Origin of the sequence: uncultured Roseibium sp., from assembly GCF_963675095.2 — a bacterium.
In the GTDB taxonomy this organism is placed as follows: Bacteria; Pseudomonadota; Alphaproteobacteria; order Rhizobiales; family Stappiaceae; genus Roseibium.
Genome location: NZ_CAXXSJ010000072.1, coordinates 1 through 23,556, shown reverse-complemented (window position 1 = coordinate 23,556; position 23,556 = coordinate 1). Strand labels below are relative to the sequence as shown.

Below are 23,556 nucleotides of genomic sequence, written 5' to 3'. Positions count from 1 at the left end.
ATTACCCCAGAAAGCTCGTGTCTTGCTTCTTGACGACCAGCATGTTCGACGTGTTGCCGAGGATACGGTCGTTGTTGATCATCAGCTGGGCCGAATGCGCGTCGCGCAGATGGCGGCCCAGGCTGAACGGCGTTCCGTTCTTGTAGCCGGCGATGCCACAGATCAGCATGCAGTGGTTGATGATCGTCAGGATCATCTGCGACGTGCCGACCTTGATGTTGTTCATCTCCACCGAGAAGCTCATGGCGTTGAGCGCGTCCGGATTGCCCTTGGCCGCTTCAAAGCGCTTCAGGCCGGAAATCAGATTGGCCTTGATGAGCTGCAGCATGCTCGAGGCTTCTGCCAGACGCAGGGCGCCCGGAGGCGTCTGGCCCGGGGTCCGGCGCGCTGCCGCCTTGACGAAAGCCTGGGAGCGGGCAACCGCATCGGCCGCCATGCCGAACCACAGGGCACCCCACAACAGGTGCGACACGGCCAGCATGGACTGGGCCGCGATTTCCGCGAAAGGCTTGGGCAGGATCTGCTCCGCCGGCGCTTCCCCGCGGAAGATGTAGCCGTCGGACCGGGTGCCGCGCATGCCGAGCGTATCCCAGTCGGCGGTGTGCTCAAGCGTGTACTGATCCTTCAGGAACAGGGTCGCGACCTGATCGGAATGGGGCGCGTCCGCGTTCCGGCGCGAGGTCACCATAATGGCATCCGACGCTTCGCCGTAGGAAATCACGGTGGCGTCCTTCTCCAGGCGGACGGTGCCGTTTTGCACTTCGACCGCGCAGATGGAATTGCGCAGGTTACCGCCGATCCCCGCTTCGCTCGTCGCGGAGCCGATCAGCAGCTGTTCTTCGCAGATCCGCTTCAGAAACGCCTGGTGCCAGTCGCTGCCGACCGCGTGGTCCGCAAGGCTGGCGATCTGGATCTGATGCATGGCGTAGATCATGGCCGTCGATGCGCAGGCCTGACCCAGGATGGAGCAGACTTCGGCGATCTCGGTCAGGGTCGCCGCCTCGCCACCCAGTTCGGGACGCACCATGATGCCCATCAGCCGCTCGGCCTTGATCGCTTCCATACCTTCGGTCGGGAAGCGGGCCTCGGCATCCACCCTGTCGGCGAATTCGCCGGCAACCTTTGCCGCGCGCTCGGCCCGTTCAGTCAGGCTCAGCGCGGAAATCGGACCTGCGACGTTCATATCAGGCCACCTTCTTGTCTTCTGTGATCTGGGACAGCGCCTCGGCAATCGCCGCGATGGACGAGAACGATTTGCGGTTCAGGAGGTTTTCCGGGAATTCGACATCGAACTCGTCCTCGAGCGCCAGCATGAGCTGGACGGAGGCAAAGGAGGACAGACCCGCTTCATAGAGGTCGTCGGTGTCTTTCAACTGGTCAACAGAAACGGGAAGACTGCCGTGCTTGGCCAACAGCTCGCGAATAATGGTCGTCATAGTGGTTTCCTGTCGATTGTGCCGGTTTGATGATTTTGTCCGGCTGTTTGCGCACCTCGTAAGATCTAACTAGAGAATAATAGATAAACTTACCTTAAAACGCTTGGTTAATTTATTGATAAAGTTAAAAAGCAAATTGTTAACCTAAAACGATTATTAAATTTATTTAATATAGAACGCTTTTCACAACAAAAAGAGGCACTTAAGAAAGCGCCTCTGCGTAATCATCGTATTTTTGCTTATAATATCCCTGAGAGAACCTTATCCGAGGCGCTCTTCAGACGCGCAATTGTTTCTCAAAGTGTCCACTGAAGGATCCCTTCCCGTCCGAAAATCAGATCCAGACCATTCAGACTGCTCCCTAAACGGCTAACTCTTCGAGCACATGGGTTAGAGAGGAATGGCGGCCATGTCCCGGTGCCCGACTTCGATCGCGAGCGCGCCCTTTGCTATCTGTTCCGTCCGCATCTCCAGCCAGTGGGACAGCCGTTCCGGATCCAGTCCCATGTCCGACCCGGCAGATACCCAGCCGGAAATCAGTTTCCGCTGAAAGGCCTGCGCATCCCGATCCGCGTGCCAGTCAGAATGGCCGGACACCACCCGGTAACCGGCGGCTTCAAACAGCGCTTCGGCCGCGACCGCCGCATCGGGACCAAGGGCGGCACCAAATCCCTTGTCCGTCTTCTGATGGGCGTTCATCGCCTGCCGAATATCCTCGTCGAACGGATCGACGGACATGCAGGAAGCGCGGCCGTCATAGGTGAGGCTGGCGAGAAACGGCAGGCGCGCAGCGGTAACGAGGCTGACGAGTTGCTCCAGAAAAGGCCTGGTGACCAAATCGAGAAAGGCGGATGTCGTCACCCCGTCGACGCTTGCGAAGGGCAGTGTGGCGAGATCGCCGGAAAGATCCACCTGACGGTACGCGACCGTGCCTTGTCCAAACTGGGAGAACCGGCGGCGGGAAACTTCCAGCAGGGCCGGATCGTTGTCGGTCAGGATCCAGTCCTGATGCGTTTTCAAACGACCGGACAGGGCCGCGACAGTGGAGCCTGCCCCGCTTGCGAGATCCATCAGGCGGACCGGCCCTTTGGGAAGGGCAGACAGAAATGCGTCTTCGACTTGCTCGTTGCGAGCCGCCAGATCCACCGGTTCCCGAAGCCGCAACCAGTCGGCGGAAAATCCGCTCATGACCTATCCTCCAGAACGGCGGAAAACGCATCGGCCGCGTCCGCCCAAGTCGGCAACTTCTCGGCGGCCTGGCGCGCAGCCGCCGCAAGGTCCTCACGCGCCTGCGTATCCGAAATGAGCAACTTCAGGGCAGCCGTGAGCCGGCCCACATCCTCCACACCGCAGTATATCGCGGTACCTTCAGGCAAGGTCTCACGCACCGCGCCGCCGCCGCTGCCGATCACGGGCAACCCGTGAGCCAAAGCCTCGGTATAAGCCATGCCGTAGCCCTCGTAACGGCTCGCCAGGGCGAAGATATCGGCCTTGGTGTAAAAGTCGGCCAAGTCTTCCGGCGGAACGGCGCCGTGAAACGTCACCCGGTCCTGCAGTCCGTTTGCCTGGAGCTGGGTTTTGAGCATCCGAAAACAGCTTTCGTCTCGCGTGGTATCGCCGACAATGCCCAGGCGCCAGGGCAGATCGGTCAACCCGGCCAAGGCCTGGAACAAAAGATCATATCCCTTGCGCGGCACGATGGTGCCGACGGCAAGCAGGTTCGGACAGTTCGTCTCCGGCTTCATCCCGATTACGACACGGTCGGTGCCGGGCAGAACGACATGGATCCGTTCCGAGGCAATGCCGAAACAGTCTCGCACCTGCGCCGCCGTCGCCGGGCTGGTCACGATAATTGTCCGCGCCTGTTCCAGTCCCGCTTTTTCCGAGGCCCGCAGACGGTCCGCTGTTTCTTGCGGCAGACCGTTTTCCAGGAACAACGGATGATGCACCAGAGCGATCAGGTCATGGCTTCCTGCCAGCCGTTCCGCCATCTCCCCCATTGCGCCGTAGGCCAGTCCGTCGATCACGATCCGGCTCCCCAAGGGCAAGGCTTCGATCCGGCGCGCAGCCTCGTCAAGGACCTCAGCTTCGGGAAAGGGAAACCCGTCTCCGAGCGGAAGAAGATCCACTGTCCAGCCCTTGTCCCGCAGTCCGGAGATGATCCGACGGTCGTAGCCGTAGCCGCCGGTCGGTGTCTCCAAGTCGCCCGGATAGGCAAAGACGATCTGACGGCCGGGCTCAGCCAATGGGCGCCTCGTACCAGGCGCGGGCGACATGGGATTCGGAAATGGTCACCCGGATCGCGCCGATCTCCGATCCCGGACGGCCGAGGCGGTCGCCGCGGGCAGCGGCGGCCAGATGGTCATGCACGTGTTTGGTCAGGAATTCCGTCGTGGTGTTGATCCCGGCGAACTGCGGCAGGTCGTCCAGGTTCTTGTAGTTCAGCGGCTCCAGCACTTCTTTCAGCGCCTCATGCGCCCGGCCGATGTCGATCACCACGCCGTTTTCATCAAGCGTCGCGGCCAGGAACGCGGCATCCACCACGAAGGTGGCGCCATGCAGCGCCTGGGCCGGGCCGAACAGCTCGCCCTTGAAGGAATGGGCGATCATGACATGGTCTCGAACTTCAACTGCAAACATCGATTTCAAATTCCTCAGGTTTGGAAAGAGGGAACGGGTTCATTCGTAGGTGAGAACCGTCGCAAGGGCGTTCGGGTCGTTGAAAAGGTCCGGCAGGCGCTCCGGCGCGCTGTCGAAAGGAATACGATGGCTGATCAGGCGGTCGAGCACGGGATCGGCCAATAACGACATGGCGGTTTCCAGCCGCCGTTTGAAACTCCACCTGTCACGGCGTTCGGCCTTGATGCGGCCGACCTGGCTGGATTTCAGGACAAGACGGCGGCTGTGAAAGTCGCTGCCGAGGAGAACCGGAACCGGCTCGTCGCCGTACCAGCTCATTTCGATGACGGTCGCGCCGTCGCCGGCCGCACTTAACGCCGATTGAAGCCCGGCAGCGGTTGCACTGGTGTGGAACACGAGATCCTGATCCTGCGGCAGATCTGACGGCAGGGCGAATGTGCAGCCGAAGGCCTCGGCAATGTCCCGCCTCACCGGATTGACGTCCACCAGCGTCACCCGCGTCGCCGGGAGACGGGCGACGAGATAAGCGGTCAACAGGCCGACGACGCCGCCGCCGACCACGCAGATGTGATCCCCAGGTGAAGGCATTCCGTCCCATAAAGCATTGAGGGCAGTCTCCATATTGGCAGCCAGCACGGCGCGCTCTAAGGAGATGCCGGTGGGAATCCGGACCACGTGCCCGGCGGAGACGGTAAAGACAGACTGATGTGGATAAAGGCAAAAGACACTGCTGCCCAGAAATTCATCGGGGCCTGCCTCGACGATACCGGCCGCGGCATAGCCGTATTTGACCGGAAAGGGAAAATCGCCTTCCTGGAAGGGCGCGCGCATGCGCTGCCACTCGGCCTGCGGCACGTTTCCGCGGCAAACCAGGCGTTCCGTTCCCCGGCTGACGCCGCTTGCCCGGGTCCTGATCCGCACCACATCGTCTTCGAGACGAGGAAGTTTTTCGGCACGCACCGCACAGGCGCCCGGCGCGGTGTACCAGAGCGCCCTGGGATTTTCGGGGCTTGCCGTAAATTCGTCGAAATTCGTCATGAAACAACCCGATCGACAAAATGCCGTTGTCATTATTCCGTATCAGCAGATGACAAGATCCCTACTGCGATCAGGACAGGTTTTGAAAGTCACAAATATGCGCGCTGGATTTGAAATGTCTCTTTTCCAACAGTCACAACCGGCCATGACCGCCCGCAGGATCACCTTTCTGACCCTGTTTATCGCCAGTTTCGCCGCGTTGACGGTGCTGATGGCGGTGACCCTTTCTCCCAACGGCTATGGCGTGCTCGACTTCCTCGTGCTCGGCTGCTTCATCGTCACCCTGCCCTGGACCATTATCGGGTTCTGGAACGCCGTCATCGGTCTTGCGGTCATGCGCCTGTCGCGCGATCCGGCCAGGATGGTCTGCCCCATCGACGCGGGCGATCTCTCCGCGGCGCTCACCAGCCGGACGGCAATCCTGTCCTGTGTCCGCAACGAAGACGTTTCCCGGCTGGAGAAGACCCTCAACGCGATGCTGGCAAACCTGGTTCGCAGCGGCGAATCTTCTGCTTTCACCCTGTTCGTCCTGAGCGACAGCTTCGAGGACGAGATCGTGCAGGCGGAACAAGTCCTGGCCGACCGGCTCGCAAAGCGCTGGTCGAACAAGATCGCGATCGTCTATCGCCGCAGGGAAGACAACCCGGGCTACAAGGCCGGCAACATCGAGGATTTCTGCGACCGCTGGGGCAAGGACTACGATTTCGCGCTGGTTCTCGATGCGGACAGCTACATGTCGGCGGAGGCCATGCTCGGCCTTGTCCGCCGGATGGAGGCCAACCCGAAGCTCGGTATCCTGCAAAGCCTCGTGGTCGGCCTGCCGACGGACAGTGCCTTTGCCCGTATCTTCCAGTTCGGCATGCGCCTCGGCATGCGTTCCTACACCATCGGCAGCGCCTGGTGGCAGGGCGATTGCGGCCCCTACTGGGGGCACAATGCGGTCCTGCGGATCAAGCCGTTCATCGAACACTGCCGCCTGCCGCAACTGCCCGGCAAGGGCCCGCTGTCGGGCTGGATCCTGTCCCACGACCAGGTGGAGGCGGTGATGATGCGCCGGGCCGGCTATGAGGTCCGGGTCCTGCCGCAGGAAGGCGGCAGCTACGAGGAAAACCCGCCCCACCTTCTGGAATTCATCCGCCGAGACCTGCGTTGGTGCCAGGGCAATCTGCAATACAAGCGGCTGTTGAACATGCCCGGCCTCAAGCCGGTCAGCCGCATTCAGCTCGTTCTCGCCATTTTGATGTTCATCGGGTCTCCGGCGTGGGTCGGTTTCATGGTCTCGGCCGCGTGGCTCGGCATGGCGGATACCGGTGCGGCCCCGTACAGGGCCGATACGGGTGCGGCGATCTTCCTGATCATCATGACCATGGTCTTCGCGCCCAAGCTGGCAACCATCGCCGATATCCTGATACGCGCCGACCTGCGCCGCGCCTTCGGCGGTTTCTTCAGGGTCATCATCAGCTCCGCCGGCGAAATCCTCTATGCCGCAATGCTCGCGCCGATCATGGCCGTCGCCCACACGCTGTTCATCGGCGGGCTCATCTTCGGCAAGACCATCGGCTGGGGCGCGCAGGGGCGCGATCTGGAGCGTCTTCCGCTCGGCCTGACCGCCCGGAAACTCTGGCCGCAGACCCTGTTCGGGCTGGCCGCCATGGCCTGGATCAGCCAGCAGCCGTTTGCCCTCGTCTGGCCGGTGCTGCCGATTGCCGTCGGACCGCTTCTTGCCATTCCCGCCGCGATCCTGACGTCCACGCACGTCCTGGGCCTCGCAGGCATCAAATCCACCCTTTGGCGGATCCCGGAAGAAAGCGACCCGCCGGCCGAGCTTTGGGCCCTGGCCCTTCCCGCGCTGGCCGAACGCGAGTTCGCCGGAGCAATCGAGTCCTGGGACGATGTCCCTGTCAACGGCGAACCGGTTCCCGTCCCCATTCCCGTCGAAGCCTGAAACCTGCCAGCTCTTACGCAGCAAAAAACCGGCCTCTCGAGGGCCGGTTTTTTAATCTCTGCAGATCCTGGATCTTGAGAGGAAGCGCCCGCCGTCAGGCAGCGTTCGACGAGGCGATCGGCTGGGTAAGCAGCTCGTAGATCTCGTTGGGATCATGGGACGCCCTAAGACCTTGGGTCACGTTGGCGTCGCGCAGCTGGCGAGCGATGCGGGCAAGTGCCTTCAGATGGTCGGCGCCGGCGCCTTCGGGCGCCAGCAGCAGGAAGACCAGATCGACCGGTTGGTCGTCCAGTGCATCGAAATCGACCGGTTTGTCCAGCCTGGCAAACAGGCCGACCAGATGGTCCAGACGCGTCAGCTTGCCGTGTGGAATGGCGATGCCATGACCGACACCGGTCGAACCGAGACGCTCTCGCTGAAGCAGCGTATCGAACACCTCGCGTTCGGAAAGCCCCGTCAGTGCCGCTGCCTTAGCCGACATTTCCTGGATTGCCTGCTTCTTGCTTTTCGCCTTCAGCCCCGCAATCACCGCATTCTTCGTCAGAAGATCACTCAGATCCATATTTGCCTGCCACTGTCCGGGACCGGACCGACGCTGCCGCGCGGGTCCGACCCGGATTCTTCTGGTTTATTCCGCAGCCTGTTTCGCGACCAGGTCCGGATCGATCCAGCCGATATTTCCGTCTGCCCGGCGGTAAACCACATTCATACCGCCATTGGCCGCATTCTTGAACATCACGACCGGAGCCTCGCTCAGGTCCAGTTCCATGACCGCCATGCCGACCGTCATGGTCTTCACCTTTGCCGAAGTCTCGGCAATCACCAGAGGATTGAAATCCTCCGGCACTTCCTCTTCCTCTTCCGGCGATGCCAGAACGTAGGACACAGCTTCGAACGCTTCACGTCCGGACCCGTTGTTGAGATGGTGGTCCTTCAGTTTGCGTTTGTAGCGGCGCAAGCGTTTCTCGATCTTGTCGGCCGCAAGATCGAAGCTCAACCGCGGTTCCTGGTCCTGCGCGGATACCTGGAGGATCGTCCCGGTATCCAGATGCAACGTGCATTCGGACTTGAAGCCTGTTCCTTCCCGGCTCAACGTGACGTGCCCGTTGTAGCCGCCGGGAAAATACTTCGACAGCGCATCTTCAATCCGGTCCGTGACGTGCGTCCGCAATGCGTCGCCAACGTCCACGTTCTTTCCCGAAATCCGTAATGTCATGGGGACCTCTTATTCTTGTATCGACCGATAGGTCACCGGCTACCGTGCCGGCGCCCGAAACGCGGTGAACGTTTCAGACCTACAGAATGGACCAGTCAGCGCCCGAGCGCCATCCCCTTCGTCTCTCGTCATGCGGACGGTCGTATAAGCTCGTGCCCTGCCTGTGTCAATTGTAGGACCGCGCATTTTCGCGCAGATTTCTTCACGATTTGTGTATTCGATCGTAGAGGCAGGACACATCCGGTTTGCGAAGTGAAAGGCCGCTCAGGCGACCCGTCCCCAACATTGCTACGTTGCGTCAGGAGATCTAACGGTTCGCGCGCTTCTCCCGCCGCCGCTGAACGGAGGATCCGATCTTCATGGCCTCGCGGTACTTCGCGACCGTGCGCCTGGCGATATCGATTCCGTCATCTTTCAAAAGCTTAACGAGGGTGTCGTCGGACAGAATGGCGTCGGGAGATTCCGCGTCGATCATCTGCCTGATCTTGTGGCGGACGCTTTCGGCCGAATGGGCATCCTCACCTTCCGTCGCCGAAATGGCGGAGGAGAAAAAGTATTTCAGTTCGAAAATACCGCGGGGCGTCGCCATGTATTTGTTCGACGTCACCCGGCTGATCGTCGATTCATGCATACCGATCGCATCGGCGATCGTCTTGAGATTGAGCGGCCGCAGATACTCGATGCCATAGGTCAGAAATCCGTCCTGCTGGCGCACGATCTCTGTGGATACCTTGAGGATAGTCTTGGCCCGCTGGTCCAGGCTCTTCACCAGCCAGTTGGCCGTTTGCAGGCAATCGGTCAGGTATTCCTTTTCCGTTTCGTTGCGCGCCGTCTTGGTAATCGTCGCGTAATAGGTCTGGTTGACGAGCACCTTGGGCAGGGTGTCGGAGTTCAGTTCGACCGACCAGGAGCCGTCGCTGGCCCTGCGGACGAAGACATCGGGCACCAGCGGCTGGACCAGCGCAGATCCAAAGACGCTGCCCGGTTTCGGATCCAGCGCCCGCACTTCCGCGACCATCTCGGTCAGATCCTCGTCATCCACCCCGCAGACCTTGCGCAAGGCCGCGTAGTCGTGCCGCGCCAGGAGATCCAGGTTTTCGATCAGCGCTTCCATCGCCGGATCGAAGCGATCCCGGTCCATCAGCTGCAATTTGAGGCATTCGCGCAGGTTACGGGCGAAGACGCCGGCCGGTTCGAAGGTCTGCATCAGCGCAAGAACACTCTCGATGCGGTCTTCCTCCACCCCGAACTGTTCGGCGGCCTCGGCGAGATCCAGATCGAGATAACCGTTCTCATCCAGGGAATTGATCAGGTGATTGCCGATCAGCTTGTCCACCGGATCGGAGATGACCAGATGCATCTGGTCTTCCAGGGAATGAACGAGCGACTCTTCCTCCGCCACGAAGGCTTCAAGGTTGTAATCCTCGCCGGCGGAGCCGCTGGAGACATTCTTGTAGCTGTCGCCGCCCTTCAGCGCCGCCGGATCGGGCGATGCGGGTACGCCGGGTTCATCCGGAAACACGTTGCCCAGATCGGTATCGAGCCGCGAGGCGATGGCTTCCGAGCCGGTTTCCAGCTGGCTTTCCATCCAGTCGCCGGAGGCCGGTTCGCCGCCGGATGCGGCCGCTCCTGCATCCTCTCCTGAGTAATCCCCGCCTTCGGACAGCGCGCCGCCGGCGTCACTCTCGCCACCGCCGGGAAGGTCGCCGTCCCCCTTTTCCAGAAGCGGGTTGCGCTCCAGCTCCGCATCGACATAGGCGACAAGATCGAGGTTCGACAATTGCAGCAGCTTGATCGCCTGCATGAGCTGAGGCGTCATGATCAGCGACTGACTTTGTCGCATCTCCAGCTTTGTTGAAATTGCCATTTACGCCCGGCGCGCCCTGCTGATGTTTTGGTCCACTTCTTGCTTATAGCGTATTAGGGGACCTGTCATCAAAGCGTAAATTGTTCCCCGAGATAAAGGCGGCGAACGTCCGGATTGGTTACGATTTCGTTTGGAAGGCCTTCGGTGAGCACTTCGCCGGCCGCAATAATATAGGCCCGGTCGATCAGTCCGAGGGTTTCGCGCACGTTGTGATCGGTGATCAGAACGCCGATGCCGCGTTGGGTCAGGTGCCGAACGAGTTGCTGGATATCGCCGACCGCGATCGGGTCAATGCCCGCAAAGGGTTCGTCGAGCAGCATGAACGACGGGCGGCTGGCCAGCGCCCGGGCGATTTCGACACGGCGCCGCTCGCCGCCGGACAGGGCGATCGAAGGCGACTTGCGCAGATGGGTCAGGCCGAATTCGGCCAGCAGGTTGTCCAGTTCCTCGTTGCGCTTCTTCCGGTTCGGCTCGATCACCTCGAGCACGGCGCGGATGTTTTCCTCCACGCTCAGCCCGCGGAAGATGGAGGCTTCCTGCGGCAGATAGCCGATACCGAGGCGGGCACGGCGGTACATGGGCATCTTGGTGATGTCCAGGCCGTCGAGCATGATCGCACCCTGATCCGGGCGGATCAGGCCGGTGATCATGTAGAAAGTCGTGGTCTTGCCGGCGCCGTTCGGCCCCAGCAGCCCGACGGCTTCACCCGGTCGAACCGCCAGGCTCACGAACTTGACCACCTGACGACGGCCGTAGGTCTTGCCGATACCGTCCACCACCAGGGCTCCGGTCGGGTCATGACCGTCTTCGGACATTTCATTCATGTCCACGGGCGTGGCTGTCGAGGCGATGGAAAACAGTTTCACAAATGCGATCCATTGATTGAGCGCGCAGCCCTTTTCTTAAGGCTTCGCCCTTCCTCTGTCGAGTTAAGAAGAAGGCAGGCGCCCGGGCAGGTCTTGCGGTCGTTATGACCGAAATTAGTTCTTATTGAGGCTTTTCGGCTGAAGTAGAACTTTCACGCGACCAGACCCCGAGGACGTTCCGGAAACGCCCCCTTGCAGGTTCGCCGTCCCGGTTTTCAGGTTGACGGTCAGCTTGTTGCCCACCACCACGTTCGGCCCTTGGCTCAGAACCACTTCCTTGCCGGTCATGACCATCACCTGACGGTTCATGTCGAAACTCGCCTGGTCTCCGGTGGCGGTCTGATCCTTGGCCGTGATGTGGACCCGTCCCGAAGCCTCCAGGCGCGATATTTTCTGCTGAACGTCGCCTGTCGCGGATCCGTCGTAGAAGACGCGCAGCCGTTCGGTCTTCAGTTGGGTGTCGCCCTGAGACACGACCACATCGCCCTTGAACGTGGCGCTGTTGGACTTGTCCTCGACCTCCAGCTGTTCCGCCTCGATCTGGATCGGCTCCTTGGAGTTCGAACCGAACCCTGCAAAGGCATCGGAGAAGGTCTGCGCCGACGCGACATGGGGAAATGCCAACACGCAAAGCACGCCTGCAAGTGCCAGATGGAGCAGTTTACTCATTCTATTTCCCCTGTTCCGTCGGCTGGAGGGTCATCTTGATTCCGTCGGTAAACCGCACCTTGCCTGCTTCCTGATCGTAGCTCAACCGACCGGCCCTGATCGTTCCCTTCTCGGAGCGGATCGAAATCGGTTCGTCCGTGCGCACCTCGCCCGTCTTCAGATCGATCGATACTTCGGACAGGTCGACGGTATAGCCTTCGCTCCATTCGAGCTGAAGCCCGTCGTAAAGCTTCAGCGTTTCCTTGCTGTTATCGAATATGCCCTTCAGGGCGGTGACCTTGGCGAGCTGGTTGGGACCGGGAACGATATCCGCCCGGATCATTTCCAGATCGATGATCATCGGATTGCTGAGCCGCTGTACGGCCCGGGTTGCCGTCACCCTGTAGGAACGGTCACCATCATGGCCGGACAGTTCCGGTCGGTGCATGACCAGCCCCTCGGACGTGAGGCTGACGGCGCCGATGCCGAGATCGGACAGGTAATTGAAGACGACGATCAGTCCGACCATGCCGGCAAAGATCAGAACACCGACTGCCGGGAAGAAAAATCGAAGAAACCTGACCGCACGGCTGTGCCGGCGCGCCGTTTTCTGGGCACGCGTCATCTCCCTCACCCCGACAAGCGCTGCGCGCAGAGGATGGGTATCGGCAACATCAAGCGTCACGGTTCAACCCCGCAGTTCTAGAGCGAGTTAGATCTAAATTGCCGCATTTGACCGAGGTGATTTTGTCTGCTGACAAGGCGGGTTGCGCGCCGTGATGTGGTTCCACCACAAGCGCGAGCCAACGCAGTCAGCGGGCAAAAGCGCCCGGCCCTTCGGGTGGCGAAAAGCAGCCCATCGGCAGCGTTGCGCCGTTCGCCCGATGCGCCGCATCGCGCTTCACGACGCGCCTTGCCGAATGAACCGCTTTTCACCATCAAATGTGTCAATTTAGATCCAACTCGCTCTAATCCGCATTCCGCGGACCGGTCCCGACTCCCCCTCGGCACCCATATAGGAATTCAGAAACAGGATTACAGGCTTTTGCGCTTCCATCCATTCGGCAATCTATCCGAATGCCATCAGGAATGGGCGAAAATATCCGTTTCCTCCCAGCCCTTCAGGTCAAGTTCGGCACGGGTGGGCAGGAACTCGAAGCAGGCCTGCGCGATGTGAGTCCGCTCTTCCCGCTCCAGCATCATTTCCAGCCGCGCCTTCAACTGATGCAGGTGCAGCACATCGGAGGCCGCATAGGATAGCTGGGCGTCCGACAGCGTCTCGGCGGCCCAGTCGGAGCTTTGCTGCTGCTTGGACAATTCCACGCCCAGAAGCTCGCGGGTGATGTCCTTCAAACCATGACGATCGGTATAGGTGCGCACCAGCTTGGAGGCGATCTTCGTACACCAGACCGGCGTCACGTGAACTCCGAGATACTGGTGCAGGACCGCGACATCGAACCGCGCGAAGTGAAAGATCTTCGGCTTGGACGCATCGGACAGCAGGGCCACGAGATTCGGCGCTTCCGTCTGGCCGCGATCGATCTGCACCACGTCGGCGGTTCCGTCGCCCGGAGACAGCTGAACGACACACAGCCGGTCGCGGTGCGGATTGAGCCCAAGGGTCTCGGAATCAACGGCGACGGCATCGGCTTGCGCGTAGGCGCTCAGGTCGGGCAGGTCGTTCTTGTGGTAGCGGATGGTCATGCCGAATACGGCTCCTTCACATGAAATTTCAGCCCGGCCGTCGATCGCGAAGCGCCGGTCGCATCAAAAAGAACCGGCGGGGAGGCCCGCCGGAACGGTGGCACTGACGTAAATCATGGCCGGGAACTTGGCAAGCACCGCAGCCCCCACCTCGTTCAGGTCACCCTGATCCAGGTCGTCATGCCGGCCGCCGCATGTTCCAGCATGTGGCAGTGGAACAGCCATTTGCCGGGATTGTCGGCCTGAAACGCGACTTTGACGGTTTCTCCCCGTTCGATCAGGAACGTGTCCCGCCAGGGACCCAGCGTTCCATCCGCGCCGACGGTCCGGAAATGATGTCCATGAAGGTGGATTGCGTGGGGCCAGGCAGTGTTGTTGATCGTCTCAAGGAGAACGGTTTCACCACGAGCGGCCTCGAACAAGGGCTCCTCGTCCACATTCGCGATCCCGTTGAAGGCCCAGACCTGACCGGTTGCCCGGATATCGTCCCGGGTCATCATCAGGCCCTTGTGACGCATCGGTCCCATCTGGCCCATCGCCCCGCCTGTCATGTCGAGGACGATCCGCTTCGCATTCGAAAGGTCTGGCGCGGGAAGCGTGTTGGCCTGGGGCAGGCGCGCGGGCGGGTTGCCCTTACCGTCCCCGGTGACCTTGAATTCGGCAAAGGCGAACCGCTGACTGGTGGAGACCTCCACAAGCGCAAGATCGCGGCCGGCTTCTGGAACAACGACCAGATCGACCCTTTGCGCCGGGGCAATGACGAGGGCCTGCGCTGTCGTCTGTTCGGCATCAGTCAAGACCTGCCCGTCATAACCGATCACCTGGCCGCCGATGCGGTCCGGATCGAGTTCCAGCACCCTGGCGTTGGACGCATTGACTAGACGGATCCGGTAGGCCTCGCCCGCATTGAGCGAAAACGACGGATCGCTCTTCCCGTTCACGGTCAGCCAGTTGCCGAGCCGGCCGGCATGAGACCAATCCATCAGGGAACCGAAACTAGCCGTGTCGAGACGTCCGTCGTCATTGAGACGCCAGTCGTCCATGATCAGCATGAGATCGTGGTCGCGGTCGAAAACCGGGTCGTCCTCCTCGATGATCAGGGGACCGTAGAGACCCCGACCGACCTGGTTCCAGCTCTTGTTATGGGCGTGATACCAATAGGTCCCGGCATCAGGCGCGACGAAATCGTATTCGAACGTTCCGCCAGGCGGCACCGGATCCTGGGTCAGGCCGGAGACCCCATCCATGGCGTTGTCGATCCGAACCCCGTGCCAGTGGATCGAGGTTGCCTCTTCGAGAGCATTGATCAGGCGCACCTTGACCCGTTCGCCGCGCCGGACCCGGATTTCCGGTCCCGGCAGGCCGCCGTTATAGATCCACAGGTCCGAGGCAGCGGCATCTTCGCTGTAGAGCTTGTATTGGCCCGGTCCGGCGGTGATTTCGAAAAAGCCGTCGGCCGCTCGGGCAGCGCTGAACAATGCACCGGATGCCATTGTGGACCCGACAAGCCCTCCTGCTCCCGCCAACAGAGCGCGGCGGGTCAACAAGATGTCGCTTTTCCGGATTCCGCTGAAACCTGATCTGCCTTTTGCCATGACGTATCCTCCCCGGCGCCCAATGCTGCTGATCGAGCGAGCCGGACCTGTCGGTCAGAAAATGCCGTTTTCCCGCTGCAAAGTCCGCACATAAGTGACGATGCTGGCCACCTGATCTTCCCTTATGCCCTCGACCGGCGGCATGTCGCCGAAGGGCCAATGATGGGCTCTGACGCCACGCATGGCCGCCAGATAGAAAGAGCCGTCCGCATGGTGGTTCGGCTCGTAGATCTTGTGAACCAGGGGCGGACCGTTGCCGTCCCGGCCGGCCGCATTCTTTCCATGGCAGCTTGCGCAGTTGTCGTTGAACAGCGCCTCGCCTTTCAGCGCCTCGTCGCCCAGAGCAGGTACCTTGACCGCAACCAGCGCACTTCCGGCAGCAGCTGCAACCGACGCCTCGTCGTCCTTTTTCAGCAGGAGAGTGCCTGCCAAGGCGACCACCGCGACACCAGCGGCTATCAGAACCGGTTTCTTCATGTCTCACCCGCAAGGTCGTCGATGATCGGGCAATTCGGCTTGTCGTTGCCGTGGCAATTCCCGGCCAGGTTTGCCAGCGTTGCCCGCAGGGACTGGAGTTCGGCCAGCTTCCGGTCGATCTCGTCGATCTTGGCGAGCGCGATCGCCTTCACGTCCGCACTCGCCCGATGCTCGTCCTCATAGAGCGACAGCAGCAGACGGCACTCGTCGATGGTGAAGCCGAGGCTGCGCGAACGCTGCAGGAATTTCAGCCTGTGAACATCGGTTTCCGAATAGTCCCGGTAGCCGTTCTCCGAACGCGCGGGCCGGATCAGGTCGATGTCCTCGTAGTAGCGGATGGTCTTCGGCGGCAGATTGGATTGTTCGGCCGCAAGTCCGATATTCATGTCGAGCTCCCAGCTGGCGTCTCATCGTTCGAACCGGTCATCCGTCCGAAGATAAGACTTCCAGTAGCTGGAAGGTCAAGACTTATCGGCCATGGGTCATTGCGGGCGGTCCTGACGCCGGATCGCCCGCAATGACCAAATTGCTTTCTTCCGGAAGCTCCGGGCTCTGCTGGACTACTCCACGCCGCCCATCGATTTCGCCTGATCGATCAGTTCCTGGCACGCGGCCTCGTCGCCTTCCTTATGCGCCTTGTAGGCCTTTTCGAGAAGGGCGCGCATCTGGTTCCCGGTCTCGAAATCGATCCCGTTGCTGTCGGCACGCCCGAGCGTTGCCTCGACTTTGTCGATATCGGCGCTGCAGTCCGCGAAGGCAATCGCGGGTGTGGCGACAACGACGGCGGCGGCCAGCAGTAATTTTATCGAACGCATAAAAATTCTCCCTTTGGTCTCTTCCACTCAATAAGTTCCAAAAAACCTTAGCTTGGCATTAAGCGCCAGATCCGAGCAGATGTGCAGACGGCCTTTCCTAAAGCACCCGGTCTCCAAGCCGCCAGGCGGTTCTCAGGTAGGGGTGGCCGCCATGAAGGCCAACCCGCAACAGGTCGGCGCGCCGGCCGACGGCGATTTCACCACGGTCTTCAAGGTTGGCGGCCTCCGCCGGTGTCTTCGACGCCATGCACACCGCGGCCGGCAGATCCTCCTCGAAATGCTCCGTGGCCGCAATCAGGAAGACCGCATCGAGAAGCGAGCGCGGCACATAATCCGATGCCAGGATATCCACGAGCCTTTCCGCCATCAGCTCCGCGACGGCGACATTGCCCGACTGCGATCCGCCGCGCAGGACGTTCGGGGCGCCGCCGACCGTGATCATGCCGTTTTCCCGGGCCAGACGGGCGGCCTCGAGGCTGCAGGGGAATTCGGATATGGCAATGCCTTCTGCGAGCGCAAGATCGATGTGTTCCGGATCGGTGTCGTCATGGCTCAGAAGCGGCAGGCCATGGTCATGGGCCATGCGGACGACGGCGGGCCGGACAGCGGCGCTGATCTCGTCTGAGAAGTTCAAAAGCTCCTGCGTGTCGCGCTCGACCACGGAGCGGGGAAGGCCGGTGTCGGCCATGCGCCGCTGCATGTAGCCTTCCACATCCTTGCTCTGGCGGCGGCCGGGCAGATGTTCCATGACCGAAATCACCCGGACGATCTCCCGCCCGATATTCTCCTCAACCAGCCTTGCGGATTCCGCGTCGGTGATCTCGCAGCGCAGATGGACCAGATGCTCCGCGCGCAGCATGCCCGCATTCTGGGTTGTCTCCAAAGCCTCGATCATCGGCGCCAAGATTTCCCGCCGCTGCGGGTTCTTCAGCGTCGCGCCGACGCACAGGCTGTCGAACACGGTGGTGACACCGCCGCCGATGATCTGGGCGTCATGAGCCAGCGCCGCCCGCACCGGATCCCAGCGCACGTGGGCACGCGGATACAGATGCTTTTCGAAGTGATCGGTGTGGATGTCGACGAGGCCCGGCAGCAGGTAATCGCCTTCCAGGTCGATCCCGCCCTGCGGCGCCACGCCGGTATCGATGGCGACGATCACTCCGGCGCTCACGGCGACATGCCCGGTGATCACTTCATCGGCGAGGATAATCCGCGCATTCTTGAAAACGGCGGCCTCTCCGCCGGCCAGGTTCGATTGCTGCGCGATGTTCATCCTTGTCCCCTTTCCGGTCATCGCCCTCCGGAACAGAGCCGGATCGGCCACAGCCTATATGGATTTGAAAATACCGGCGGGGACAATCGCCTGTCTTCATGACAGTTGTTGCAGCAGACCCATAAAAATGATTTGCCGGGTTCGCTCAACAGTGGACAACGAGCCAATCCCAGTCCCCGAACAGGGTTTGTGGCTATGGCGCAGGCGCGAACGACGTTCTTCGTGACAATCACGGGCGGTTTCTCGTCAAGCGCAAGGCCTGATCAGTCCGGAAAGATCCGCTTCCAGTCGTTTTTCATGCTGATAAGCGGAAAACCATGATCCTTCGCAGCAGCGAGCCCCTTGTCCAACTTTCCGAAATGGGACTCCTTGTCATAAGCATATTCCCGCTTCCCATCATCGTGATGGACCAATGCGACGAAGCGTTTCCCCGGTCCGTATTTCGTCCAGGCCAGCATGCCGAGATCGCCGTCGGAATTACCGAACGCGGCAATCGGCTGTTTACCGATGAAACGCTGGATCGCGACAGGTTTTCCCGGACCGTCGTCGATGAATTCCACTTCCGGCAGCCGGAAGATGATCGGCACGCCGCCGCGCAGGAGGAACTGTGTCTTGATCGAGGAGCCAACGACATTCTCAGGCACGACGCCGTAGGTTGCGGCCGTCCACGGACGCATGAAGGCAATGCCGCCGCCGGAGACGATGAAGACCTTGAACTCGTTGGCTCTCAGGTAGTCCATCACCTCAAGCATCGGCTGGTAAATCATCGAGGTGTAGAGCTTGCCGGTTTCCGGATGCCTGGCGGTTGCGATCCAGTCCGTGACAATGGCGTCAAACTGTTTGGTCGTCATGCCGGCATGAGTGGCGGCGACAATCTGAAGAACCCCCTTGTCGCCGAATTCATCAAGCAGCTTGACCCCGCCTTCCAGGGCAGAGGCGAAGGGCTCGCGGTCTTTCCATTCGGGATGCTGTTTCGACAACGCCTTTAAACGGTCGAGCGCGAAGGCAAGCTGCACATACATGGGCTGTTCGACCCAGAGCGTGCCGTCATTGTCGAAGGTCGCGATCCGGTCGGATGGGGCCACATAATCCGGGCCGCCCTGTGTGGTGACAGCGTCCACGAAGGCGATGATCGCCTGCTTGTTGGCGCCGTCATTCCAGGACGGGAGCGGGTCGGATTGAGCACCGGCGCCCGCACACCAGAGCAAAAGCCCGAACAGGCCGGCAATAAGCATTTTTGAAAATGACTTGGAGCTCATCGGATCACCTTTCTGAATACGGCTGTCGCGGGAGGCCTATCCTTCTTTTCAAAGTCGATCGGCCTTACTCAATAGCCCCCATCGATTTGGCCTGATCGATCAGTTCCTGGCAGGCGGCTTCATTGCCTTTGCGGTGCTCTTCATAGGCTTTCTCCAGGAGCGCCCGCATCTTGTCGGCAGTCTCGAAACCGATGCCCATATCATCGGCCCGGGTCAGAGCGGCCTCCACCTTGTCGATATCCGAGTTACAGTCAGCAAAAGCCATGGTCGGGGGTGGCGACCACGATCGCAACGGCCAGCAGAAATTTTGTCGAACGCATTGAATATCTCCCTTTGGGTCACTCCACTCAAAAAATTCCTAAAATGGCAAATGCAAATCAGTCCCATGTTATCTTTTGGTAGTTCTGATCCGAATGTCTTCTTCACCGTTTTCAAAAGAAGCCGGGTAGCCGGCGCCCGAAGGCACCGGCCTTGATCTTGAGTTACTTCGTCCCTACCGGCATCACGACCTGATACCAGGGATCGAAGCTGTCCAGCAGTCCGACGAACTCCTCGAATTTCTTGGGATCCCCGTCGAGCTTAATCTTGCCGCCTGTCACGCCCTGCTCGACCTTCAGCTTTCCGGCAATAACCTCGTTCAAGGTCGCCCGGTCAAGGGTGAGACTGGCATCGGCGTCGCTTGCCTGCTGGTCCTTGTGGTACTGGAGAACGCCATACTGAACCACCAGCAGGTATTTCTGCTTGGTGTCAGGGAGATCCATATTCAACTTGATCGTCTTGCCTTCCGCTTTGGGACCATCCAGACGGATTGAGAGGAAGTCGAAAAACAGTTCGAGCGGCATGGCAGAGACGGTGTCGGGGCTTGCGAAAACGGCGACCGAAACGGGTTTAACACCTTCGCGCAGATCCTTAGCAGCGCTCATATACCAACCGCGCCAGGTTCCTGCTTCGGCCTGATAGCTCGAGCTGCTCGCTGGCATCCGCCATGAGATTACGCGCCGCCATGTTGGTGGGATCGGCGTAGACCACCTGCATCAGCACTTGCATAACCCAACGGTAGTCGCCCTTGTCGAAATCGACCTTAGCCTTCTCAACGATTGCATCGGCACCGCCCATGTAGTCGACGTACTTCTTGGCGGCTTCGACCCGGGGCAGCGGGTGCAGTGTGGCAGGATTGCCGTTATACCAGCCAAACTGTTTGTCGATGGCTGCTTTCACGTTGTGATTGGTCGTGCCGTAGTAGCCGCGCAGTCCCCATTCGGATTGAAGGTCCTTGGGCAACTTGATCATCTCGGCGGCCTCGATCATGTCGTAACCCGAGTTCGCCAGGCGGATCGACTGGTCGTTGATATATTTGTAGGCGGCAGATTGCCTGGTCAGGTGCTCACTGACGCGCTCTTTGTCCCAAACGGGCCAGTGATGCGGCGCGTAGAGAACTTCGGCTTCGCCGCCCCACGCGTTCATTGGCTTCTTTCAGGTATTTGGCCCAGTTGTACGCACTACGGACCTTGGCCCCGCGCAGGCTATAGACATTGTGCTGCGTGTGGACTGCGTCCTCCGCGGTGGAGAGTGCCTTGTATTCTGGGATATAGAAGAACATTTCCGAAGGTGCTTCGGTATCCGGAGCGAGCATGAACTCGATATCCAGACCGGCAATCTTTTCCTTCTGCACTTGCTCGGTGATCACATTGGTCGGCACGGCGAAGGTGATGGTTCCTCTGGAATTGATCAGGCCCAGACCACTTGTCACGCTGCCAGTAGGGCCCGGCGTCACCAACTGGCTGTACTGGTAGCCGCTGAGGCGTGTCTGGCGGTTACCGCCGATCACGTTTTCATTGAGGGCAGCTTCCGTGAAGCCCTCCGGCGCATAGATCTTGACCTTGCCGGAATCGATATCGTCCCTGGCTCACGACACCTTTGACACCGCCGTAATGATCGATGTGGGAGTGGCTGAAAATCACCGCCACGACGGGCTTGTCGCCGCGATGCTTTCGATAGAGATCCAACCCTGCTTTGGCGGTTTCGGCAGATACCAGCGGATCCATCACGATCACACCGTCCGGCCCCTCGATGAAGGTGATGTTGGAGATGTCCAGACCGCGAACCTGATAGATGCCCTTTGTCACCTCGAACAGTCCGGTGAAGTGCTGCATTATCTGCGCCTGACGCCAGAGGCTGGGGTTGACGGTGTCCGGTGCCGGATTGTCGCCCGCCAGGAAGTCAAACGTCGTCAGATCCCAGATAACGTCTCCCTTTGCATTTTTGACCACGCCGTTGTTTTCCAGTGGAGCGATGAAGCCCTTCTTGGAGTCCTCGAAGGCCTGCCTGTTACTGAAGGGCAATTCCTTGAGCAGTGCCGCATTGGCCTCTTTTGTCGCCTCTGTGGCGGGTTTGGCAGTATCCTGTGCCAGAACGGCTTGACCGAGGCCGGTTGCCAATATGGTGGCCAGGAGCAGTGGCTTCAGTTTCATTACCATTTCTCCGTACATAGTGAGAGAGCAAAGATTGTCTGTTGGTCTATCGCCTGCTGATCCGAGATGCAGGGGAGGCGGCGAGGAACACGTGACGGATCGCTGCCGTCTCGCTTCCGTTCCCTTCGATGACCACGAGGCCCTGCGCCAAGGCATCGTCAAAGGAGAGCGTCCCGGCGCGAATTGCTGTCAGCACGGGTTCTCCCGTCAGCACAACCGCCTCCCTTTCGCTGGGGCCATCGGTAATGGATCTTTATTCCGACCTTGCCGTCAGATTGCGAGAACCGTGTCCACAAGCCGCTTTCCACGTAGCCCAGAGAGAAGCTTGCCGGCAGTTCCGCAGCGGTGGCGGAAGCGTCAAGAGTTTTCCGAAACCGCTGCAAACGCGGCATTGTATTGAGGAAGAGGGTCGCTACGTTGCGCGGCGCATCGAGGGCTGCGGCGTCAATAACTCCTCTGTCCGCCGCGTTACGTAAGGCCACCGCCACCGAGAGAGAGCCAGGATACATACCATCGAGTCTCGTCTCCGGTATGGTGTTGTGAAAACCGCAACTAATCGCTGCCGGGGCTGCGAGGGATGCCGCGAAAGAAAAGGCGAGTATCGTCGCAAGGTTCTTGCCGGTACGGCCGGTGTCCGGGCGTTTGCCCGCGCCCGACGAAAGAATCGTCTTACCAGACATCGAAGCCTCCTTCCCAATTTGGTTCTGAATTGCCAACCGGTGCCCCCTCGTTTGCAGGCTGTTTTCCTCAGCACCGGATCGCTCCCCTTTTCACCTCTTATTCGGACGCAAGCTCCGCAGCGAATTTGTCGACTGACGCGAGGCATTCCGGGGAAATTCTGGCGGCGTTCTCTTGCAGACAGGACATAATGCGGCCTCCGCCGAACTCCGTGTTGGGACACTGTTTCTCGATATCGGCCGCACAGATCGCCATAGCATCGCGAATGGTTGCGAAAACATGATCCAGAATATCTCCAATATCGGAGATTGAATTGGCGCAGGCTTCCTCGAGCTGATCCTCGTGCGCATACAGGCACGAGATTATCCGCCCGCTTCCCGGGGTGACCTGGGCACACAGTTCCTGGATCGGCTTCTCACACGCCTCGAGCACACCCTGCGCCCGTCCCGGCTGAGGCAGCAGGAAGGCTGCCGATGTGAGCACCAGGGCGAATAGAACGGCAAAACTTGCTGGTTTGGTCATCTTCCCCTCCGATCGCGTCTATGGATTGACGACGACGTAAACAGTCACGCCGTTCTGAACGGTCGGAGCGTAGTAGACGCCGCCGCAATTGTAGTAAGTGCGATAAGGTGAACATCCGGAGACTGAATTCCGGTAGGCAACGCGCCGCGTGGTGCGCCGTGCGGTCCGTCTGGAAACCCCAGCGACACTGACCGGCGTCAGTGGACGGCCGACTTCGGCACGTGCATTCGAAACACCGAAGGGCAACAGAGGTAACGGATCGAGCAGAAGCGCCGCCGATATGGCGAAAGCCCAAGTGAAGCAGTGTTTTCGTAGCATTGCCGACGTCTCCCTACTTGCGTTGACTGTTGTGGCCGTGGCGGCCGTCCTTTCTATTTTCGGCTGCCGCGAAGTCTTGGGTTGCAGTCCGGGCCGGTTACGGCCCGGACTGCCGTCTTTGGGCTCAGTTTCCGGCCCGGTTTGACATCGCCTTTTCGATCTTGGCTTTGATCCCGGACAGATTGAAACTTGCGCCGGGCTGCATTGGCGGGAAGTCAAGCGCGGTCTTCGCAAGCTTGGCGACTTCCTGCTGGACGAAGACAAAGCGCCAGAACTCATCTGCCCACCAGTTTCCGGCGAACAGGGAATCCCCGACATTCATCTTTTCGAAGGGGTCCAGCCTGAGGTTCACAATGCCTGGCCAATCAAGCGGCACCTTCGGTCCAAACCAGCCATCGGGCTGCTCGATGAAGGTGTATTTGTAATCCCCGACACGGGCCGCCGCGAGTGTGGACTCGGTGAAATACCAGAGCTCGTTCCGTGCCGACTTGCCACCCTTGGTCAGCATGTCGAGCTGGTTATAGCCGTCGAGATGGACCTTGTACTCCGTTCCGTTGAGCGTCTTACCCTTGGTCAGGTCAGAAGCGATATCGCCATCATAACCGGCGGCAGCGGCAAAGGTCGGGAACCAGTCCATGCCGGACATCACTCCGTTGATCACCCTGGTTGGGCTTGACCTTGCCGGGCCAGCGAACAACCAGCGGAACACGGAAGCCGCCTTCGGTGCCCATGCCTTTCCAGCCCTTGAACGGCGTTGTGCCGCCATCAGGCCAGGTAAAGCCTTCGGC

The 23,556-nt window shown here is 60.2% G+C and carries 29 protein-coding genes and 1 pseudogene; 1 reads left to right on the top strand and 29 read right to left on the bottom strand.

All coding sequences use genetic code 11. From position 1 onward, the window contains the following. Position 1: 1 nt before the first annotated feature. The 6 genes from ABIN98_RS28525 to ABIN98_RS28500 all read right to left on the bottom strand — a co-directional run bounded on the left by ABIN98_RS28525 (position 2) and on the right by ABIN98_RS28500 (position 5,114). Positions 2 to 1,183: an acyl-CoA dehydrogenase family protein gene (locus tag ABIN98_RS28525; RefSeq protein ID WP_346915606.1), complete on the bottom strand. Its 1,182-nt coding sequence runs from the start codon at positions 1,181 to 1,183 to the stop codon at positions 2 to 4. Between the two features lies 1 nt (position 1,184). Beyond that, complete coding sequence (locus ABIN98_RS28520) at positions 1,185 to 1,436, bottom strand: acyl carrier protein (RefSeq protein ID WP_346915604.1); 252 nt, start codon at positions 1,434 to 1,436, stop codon at positions 1,185 to 1,187. 390 nt (positions 1,437 to 1,826) lie between these two features. Then, entirely contained in the window at positions 1,827 to 2,624 is a 798-nt protein-coding gene (locus ABIN98_RS28515) for a class I SAM-dependent methyltransferase (RefSeq protein WP_346915602.1), read from the bottom strand. Continuing rightward, on the bottom strand, positions 2,621 to 3,682 hold the full coding sequence (locus ABIN98_RS28510; RefSeq protein WP_346915600.1) for a glycosyltransferase family 4 protein: 1,062 nt from the start codon (positions 3,680 to 3,682) through the stop codon (positions 2,621 to 2,623). The genes ABIN98_RS28515 and ABIN98_RS28510 overlap by 4 nt, the downstream gene beginning before the upstream one ends. Further along, positions 3,675 to 4,076 (bottom strand): 6-carboxytetrahydropterin synthase, encoded by a 402-nt coding sequence (locus ABIN98_RS28505; RefSeq protein WP_346915598.1) that lies wholly within the window; start codon positions 4,074 to 4,076, stop codon positions 3,675 to 3,677. Before ABIN98_RS28505 ends, ABIN98_RS28510 begins: the two co-directional genes overlap by 8 nt. Positions 4,077 to 4,115: 39 nt before the next feature. Then, complete coding sequence (locus ABIN98_RS28500) at positions 4,116 to 5,114, bottom strand: zinc-binding alcohol dehydrogenase (protein WP_346915596.1); 999 nt, start codon at positions 5,112 to 5,114, stop codon at positions 4,116 to 4,118. A 115-nt stretch (positions 5,115 to 5,229) separates the two neighbouring features. Between ABIN98_RS28500 and mdoH the strand changes: the two genes are divergently transcribed. Beyond that, positions 5,230 to 7,059, top strand: a complete 1,830-nt coding sequence (gene mdoH, locus ABIN98_RS28495; protein WP_394701653.1) for a glucans biosynthesis glucosyltransferase MdoH — start codon at positions 5,230 to 5,232, stop codon at positions 7,057 to 7,059. A gap of 94 nt (positions 7,060 to 7,153) precedes the next feature. Here mdoH and ptsN read toward each other — a convergent pair whose 3' ends face one another. From ptsN to ABIN98_RS28380, 23 genes and pseudogenes are all read right to left on the bottom strand, one after another. Next, positions 7,154 to 7,621 (bottom strand): PTS IIA-like nitrogen regulatory protein PtsN, encoded by a 468-nt coding sequence (gene ptsN / locus ABIN98_RS28490; RefSeq protein ID WP_346915592.1) that lies wholly within the window; start codon positions 7,619 to 7,621, stop codon positions 7,154 to 7,156. A gap of 66 nt (positions 7,622 to 7,687) precedes the next feature. Then, complete coding sequence (hpf, locus tag ABIN98_RS28485) at positions 7,688 to 8,275, bottom strand: ribosome hibernation-promoting factor, HPF/YfiA family (RefSeq protein ID WP_346915590.1); 588 nt, start codon at positions 8,273 to 8,275, stop codon at positions 7,688 to 7,690. 307 nt (positions 8,276 to 8,582) lie between these two features. Further along, positions 8,583 to 10,142 carry an RNA polymerase factor sigma-54 gene (gene rpoN, locus ABIN98_RS28480; RefSeq protein ID WP_346915588.1) on the bottom strand — a complete coding sequence of 520 codons (1,560 nt, stop codon included), beginning with the start codon at positions 10,140 to 10,142 and terminating at the stop codon, positions 8,583 to 8,585. A gap of 68 nt (positions 10,143 to 10,210) precedes the next feature. Further along, a complete protein-coding gene (gene lptB / locus ABIN98_RS28475) occupies positions 10,211 to 10,966 on the bottom strand; it encodes an LPS export ABC transporter ATP-binding protein (RefSeq protein WP_346915751.1) in 756 nt (251 codons plus the stop codon). 156 nt (positions 10,967 to 11,122) lie between these two features. Further along, positions 11,123 to 11,677, bottom strand: a complete 555-nt coding sequence (gene lptA, locus ABIN98_RS28470; protein ID WP_346915586.1) for a lipopolysaccharide transport periplasmic protein LptA — start codon at positions 11,675 to 11,677, stop codon at positions 11,123 to 11,125. 1 nt (position 11,678) lies between these two features. Next, on the bottom strand, positions 11,679 to 12,341 hold the full coding sequence (gene lptC, locus ABIN98_RS28465) for an LPS export ABC transporter periplasmic protein LptC (RefSeq protein WP_346915584.1): 663 nt from the start codon (positions 12,339 to 12,341) through the stop codon (positions 11,679 to 11,681). Positions 12,342 to 12,739: 398 nt separating this feature from the next. Further along, positions 12,740 to 13,360, bottom strand: coding sequence for a ribonuclease D (locus tag ABIN98_RS28460; RefSeq protein WP_346915582.1), 621 nt, complete (start codon positions 13,358 to 13,360; stop codon positions 12,740 to 12,742). 155 nt (positions 13,361 to 13,515) lie between these two features. Continuing rightward, entirely contained in the window at positions 13,516 to 14,853 is a 1,338-nt protein-coding gene (locus ABIN98_RS28455; protein ID WP_346915580.1) for a multicopper oxidase family protein, read from the bottom strand. Positions 14,854 to 15,009: 156 nt separating this feature from the next. Continuing rightward, positions 15,010 to 15,432 carry a cytochrome c gene (locus ABIN98_RS28450; RefSeq protein ID WP_346915578.1) on the bottom strand — a complete coding sequence of 141 codons (423 nt, stop codon included), beginning with the start codon at positions 15,430 to 15,432 and terminating at the stop codon, positions 15,010 to 15,012. Then, positions 15,429 to 15,818: a Cu(I)-responsive transcriptional regulator gene (gene cueR / locus ABIN98_RS28445; protein ID WP_346915576.1), complete on the bottom strand. Its 390-nt coding sequence runs from the start codon at positions 15,816 to 15,818 to the stop codon at positions 15,429 to 15,431. Before cueR ends, ABIN98_RS28450 begins: the two co-directional genes overlap by 4 nt. Positions 15,819 to 15,992: 174 nt before the next feature. Next, complete coding sequence (locus ABIN98_RS28440) at positions 15,993 to 16,247, bottom strand: hypothetical protein (RefSeq protein ID WP_346915574.1); 255 nt, start codon at positions 16,245 to 16,247, stop codon at positions 15,993 to 15,995. A 97-nt stretch (positions 16,248 to 16,344) separates the two neighbouring features. Next, on the bottom strand, positions 16,345 to 17,520 hold the full coding sequence (locus tag ABIN98_RS28435) for an alpha-D-ribose 1-methylphosphonate 5-triphosphate diphosphatase (protein ID WP_346915572.1): 1,176 nt from the start codon (positions 17,518 to 17,520) through the stop codon (positions 16,345 to 16,347). A gap of 263 nt (positions 17,521 to 17,783) precedes the next feature. Beyond that, positions 17,784 to 18,755, bottom strand: a complete 972-nt coding sequence (locus ABIN98_RS28430) for an HAD family hydrolase (protein WP_346915749.1) — start codon at positions 18,753 to 18,755, stop codon at positions 17,784 to 17,786. A gap of 88 nt (positions 18,756 to 18,843) precedes the next feature. After that, the gene (locus ABIN98_RS28425) at positions 18,844 to 19,044 is read right to left on the bottom strand and encodes a hypothetical protein (RefSeq protein ID WP_346915570.1); all 201 of its coding nucleotides are present in this window, start codon (positions 19,042 to 19,044) and stop codon (positions 18,844 to 18,846) included. A gap of 217 nt (positions 19,045 to 19,261) precedes the next feature. After that, positions 19,262 to 19,702 (bottom strand): alkyl sulfatase C-terminal domain-containing protein, encoded by a 441-nt coding sequence (locus ABIN98_RS28420; protein ID WP_346915568.1) that lies wholly within the window; start codon positions 19,700 to 19,702, stop codon positions 19,262 to 19,264. Further along, on the bottom strand, positions 19,689 to 20,243 hold the full coding sequence (locus tag ABIN98_RS28415; RefSeq protein WP_346915566.1) for an alkyl sulfatase dimerization domain-containing protein: 555 nt from the start codon (positions 20,241 to 20,243) through the stop codon (positions 19,689 to 19,691). Before ABIN98_RS28415 ends, ABIN98_RS28420 begins: the two co-directional genes overlap by 14 nt. Continuing rightward, on the bottom strand, positions 20,164 to 20,607 hold the full coding sequence (locus tag ABIN98_RS28410; protein WP_346915564.1) for a hypothetical protein: 444 nt from the start codon (positions 20,605 to 20,607) through the stop codon (positions 20,164 to 20,166). Before ABIN98_RS28410 ends, ABIN98_RS28415 begins: the two co-directional genes overlap by 80 nt. A 4-nt stretch (positions 20,608 to 20,611) precedes the next feature. Next, positions 20,612 to 21,250 carry an MBL fold metallo-hydrolase gene (locus ABIN98_RS28405; RefSeq protein WP_346915562.1) on the bottom strand — a complete coding sequence of 213 codons (639 nt, stop codon included), beginning with the start codon at positions 21,248 to 21,250 and terminating at the stop codon, positions 20,612 to 20,614. Positions 21,251 to 21,408: 158 nt separating this feature from the next. Next, entirely contained in the window at positions 21,409 to 21,930 is a 522-nt protein-coding gene (locus ABIN98_RS28400) for a hypothetical protein (RefSeq protein WP_346915560.1), read from the bottom strand. 97 nt (positions 21,931 to 22,027) lie between these two features. Next, entirely contained in the window at positions 22,028 to 22,450 is a 423-nt protein-coding gene (locus ABIN98_RS28395; protein ID WP_346915559.1) for a cysteine rich repeat-containing protein, read from the bottom strand. A gap of 18 nt (positions 22,451 to 22,468) precedes the next feature. Beyond that, on the bottom strand, positions 22,469 to 22,768 hold the full coding sequence (locus tag ABIN98_RS28390) for a hypothetical protein (protein WP_346915557.1): 300 nt from the start codon (positions 22,766 to 22,768) through the stop codon (positions 22,469 to 22,471). Between the two features lie 124 nt (positions 22,769 to 22,892). Continuing rightward, positions 22,893 to 23,405: a hypothetical protein gene (locus ABIN98_RS28385; protein ID WP_394701652.1), complete on the bottom strand. Its 513-nt coding sequence runs from the start codon at positions 23,403 to 23,405 to the stop codon at positions 22,893 to 22,895. Further along, a pseudogene (locus tag ABIN98_RS28380) lies at positions 23,365 to 23,556 on the bottom strand (arylsulfatase); the annotation flags it as partial. The gene ABIN98_RS28385 and the pseudogene ABIN98_RS28380, both read right to left, overlap by 41 nt.